Source organism: Actinoallomurus acaciae (genome assembly GCF_042429965.1).
GTDB classification, from domain to species: domain Bacteria; phylum Actinomycetota; class Actinomycetes; order Streptosporangiales; family Streptosporangiaceae; genus Actinoallomurus; species Actinoallomurus acaciae.
The window spans coordinates 1-2,761 of the sequence record NZ_JBHLZP010000790.1 but is presented as its reverse complement, the minus strand read 5'-3'; the positions used below and the strand labels follow the sequence as shown (position 1 = coordinate 2,761).

Below are 2,761 nucleotides of genomic sequence, written 5' to 3'. Positions count from 1 at the left end.
CCGGGTGCTGCGGCCCGGCGGCGTACTGAGGGGCAGCGCGGTGGTGACCGGGGCCGGGCGCCGCCAGGACGCCCTCATCGCGTTCCTGCGGGCACGGGGCGACTTCGGCCGGCCCGGGAGCCTCGCGGAGCTGCGCGGCCGGCTCGACGGAGCCGGGCTGAGGTCCGTGGAGGTGACGGTCACCGGCGCGCTGGCGTGCTTCTCGGCCGTCAAGCCCGGCTGAGGCGCATCGCGGCCTGGTGAGGGCCCGCGTGCGGGGCATCCCTACACTTGACCGCATCATGGCCGTGCAAATCGCTCCCAGCATTCTGTCCGCCGACTTCGCCCGGCTCGCCGACGAGGTCGCCGCCGTCGCCGACGCCGACTGGATCCACGTCGACGTGATGGACAACCACTTCGTGCCCAACCTCACCCTCGGACTGCCGGTGGTCGAGGCCCTGCTCAAGGCGACGCCCGTTCCGGTGGACTGCCACCTCATGATCGAGGACCCCGACCGGTGGGCGCCCGGGTACGCCGAGGCCGGGGCGGCCAGCGTCACCATCCACGTCGAGGCGGCGAGCGCCCCGATCCGTACGCTGCGGGAGATCCGCGCCGCCGGCGCCCGCGCCGGCCTGGCGCTCAACCCGGGCACGGCCGTGGAGCCGTACGCCGACCTGCTCGCCGAGATCGACATGTTGCTCGTGATGACGGTCGAGCCGGGCTTCGGCGGCCAGCCGTTCCTCGACGTCGTACTGCCGAAGATCCGCCGCGCCCGCGACCTCATCCGGGGCCGGGACCTCGACGTGTGGCTCCAGGTCGACGGGGGAGTGAACGCCGAGACGATCGAGCGCTGCGCGGAGGCGGGCGCCGACGTGTTCGTGGCCGGCTCGGCGGTGTACTCCGCCGACGACCCGGCCGAGGCGGTCCGCTCCCTGCGCGCCCGCGCGGCCCAGGCGTCGCTCTAGGCGTACTGCCCGGGCAGGTCGGTCGAACCGGGGGCAAATCACCCGTCGCCGGATCGTCCGGGGGCAGTACGCCTAGAGGGTGTAGACGGAGGCGCCGTCCTCGACGTGGCTCCTCAGGCGGTCCTGGGCGACCAGGACCTCCAGGTGGGCGCGGGTCTCGGTGGTCGCCAGCATCTGGTTGAACATGTCCAGTTCGTCGAAGTGGCGTCCCCGGCGCGTCCAGGTCAGCGCGCGGGCCGTCTCGTACGCCGTGCCCGAGCCGGCGGCGACCGCCGCGGCGCAGGCGTCCAGGCGCTCGGCGTGGTGGTCCAGCAACGCGTCGACGCGGGCGTGCACGCTGTCGGTGACCGGTCCGTGCGCGGGCAGCAGCCGCAGGTCGGGCATCTCACGGACGACCTTGAGGGACGCGAGATAGGAGCCGAGCGGCGAGGCCTCCGGCGCGCTCTCGAAGCCGATCGACGGGGTGATGTGCGGCAGCACGTGGTCGCCGGCGAACAACAGCCCGCCGGCCAGGTCGGCGAAGACCAGGTGGCCCCGGGTGTGGCCGGGCGTCGGCACGGCCAGCAGCTCACGGCCGGCGAGCGGCACCGGGGCCCGTCCCTCGATCCAGTCGTCCGGCATGGCCCACTCGGACGGGTTGTGGCCGCCTTCCTTCCACACCGCCCGCAGCCGTTCGATGAGGGGCGCCGCGCCGCAGGCGTTCAGCTGTTCGAGCTGAGGGGAGCGGTCGGTCGGCCCGGGAGAGGTCAGCAGCTCGAGAGTGGGGCGCTCCCCGATGCCGAGGCTGACCCGCGTGCCGAACTCCCGGCGCACCGCCACCGCCTGCGTGTAGTGGTCGCGGTGCACGTGGGTGACCAGGAAGCGGCCGATGTCGGCGAGCCCGAACCCGATCTCCTTGAGCGAGGTCTCGAGCTGCCGCCGCGACTCCTCCAGCGACCAGCCGCCGTCGATCAGCACGAGACCCTCGTCGTCCTCGATCGCGTAGACGTTGACCGCACGGAGCCCGTCCGTGGGCAGCGGCAGCGGAATCCGGTGGACTCCCGGGGCGACCTGGAACGCTCCGGATTCGATCCACTCCGAACGCTGCGACATCGACTTGGTCCTCGGCTTTCCGGCGTGCGGTTTTAGAACGTCATTCGATCTATACCGGACTTCCCGCTCCGGGCACCACGGCTGGGACCGGTGAATCTCAACACTCTTCAGCGGCGAATCCGGGTCCCGTACGGTCGGACCGGCCGTCCGGCCGGGTGGCCCGTCCGGCCGTACGGCCGGCGTCGACGGGAGGCGGGGATGGTCCAGGCGATCGGACTCGGGCTGGTCGTGTTCGTCGGCGCGGCGGCCCAGCGGGTCACCGGGCTCGGCTTCTCGCTCGTGGCCTCGCCGTACCTGGTGCTGCTGCTCGGCCCGTTCGACGGCGTCCTGGTGGTCAACACCTGCGCCGTCCTCACCGCCCTCATCGTGCTCACGCAGGTCTGGCGGGATGTCGACCCGCGCCGGGCCGCGTTGCTCATCGGGCCCGCGCTCCCGGCCGTGGTGGCCGGGGCCTGGATGGCGAGAACCCTGCCGGCGCCGCCGCTGGCGGTCGTCGTCGGCCTGCTCATCCTGTGCGCCCTGGTGGCCGTCGTGACGAGCGAGCGGGCGAGGGTGCTGCGCGGCACGCCGGGCGCGGTGGTCGCCGGGATCGGATCGGGGTTCCTCAACGCGACCGTCGGTGCGGGCGGACCGGCGGTCGCGCTGTACGCCGTGTCCTCCGGCTGGGCGCAGCACCGGTTCGCGGCGACCGCCCAGCTGGTCTTCGGGGTCCTGGGCGTCGCCTC

4 protein-coding genes are annotated in these 2,761 nt (G+C 73.3%); 3 read left to right on the top strand and 1 reads right to left on the bottom strand.

The features are described from left to right. Positions 1–223 (top strand): hypothetical protein (locus ACFFNX_RS47035; RefSeq protein ID WP_378212896.1); only part of this gene is annotated, 223 nt, incomplete at its 5' end. A gap of 58 nt (positions 224–281) precedes the next feature. Further along, positions 282–944, top strand: coding sequence for a ribulose-phosphate 3-epimerase (gene rpe, locus ACFFNX_RS47030; protein WP_378212895.1), 663 nt, complete (start codon positions 282–284; stop codon positions 942–944). 72 nt (positions 945–1,016) lie between these two features. On the opposite strand, the gene ACFFNX_RS47025 is transcribed toward rpe, so the two are convergent. Beyond that, a complete protein-coding gene (locus ACFFNX_RS47025; protein WP_378212893.1) occupies positions 1,017–2,036 on the bottom strand; it encodes an MBL fold metallo-hydrolase in 1,020 nt (339 codons plus the stop codon). A 198-nt stretch (positions 2,037–2,234) separates the two neighbouring features. Between ACFFNX_RS47025 and ACFFNX_RS47020 the strand changes: the two genes are divergently transcribed. Next, positions 2,235–2,761: TSUP family transporter (locus tag ACFFNX_RS47020; RefSeq protein ID WP_378212891.1), on the top strand; the 527-nt coding region annotated here is incomplete at its 3' end.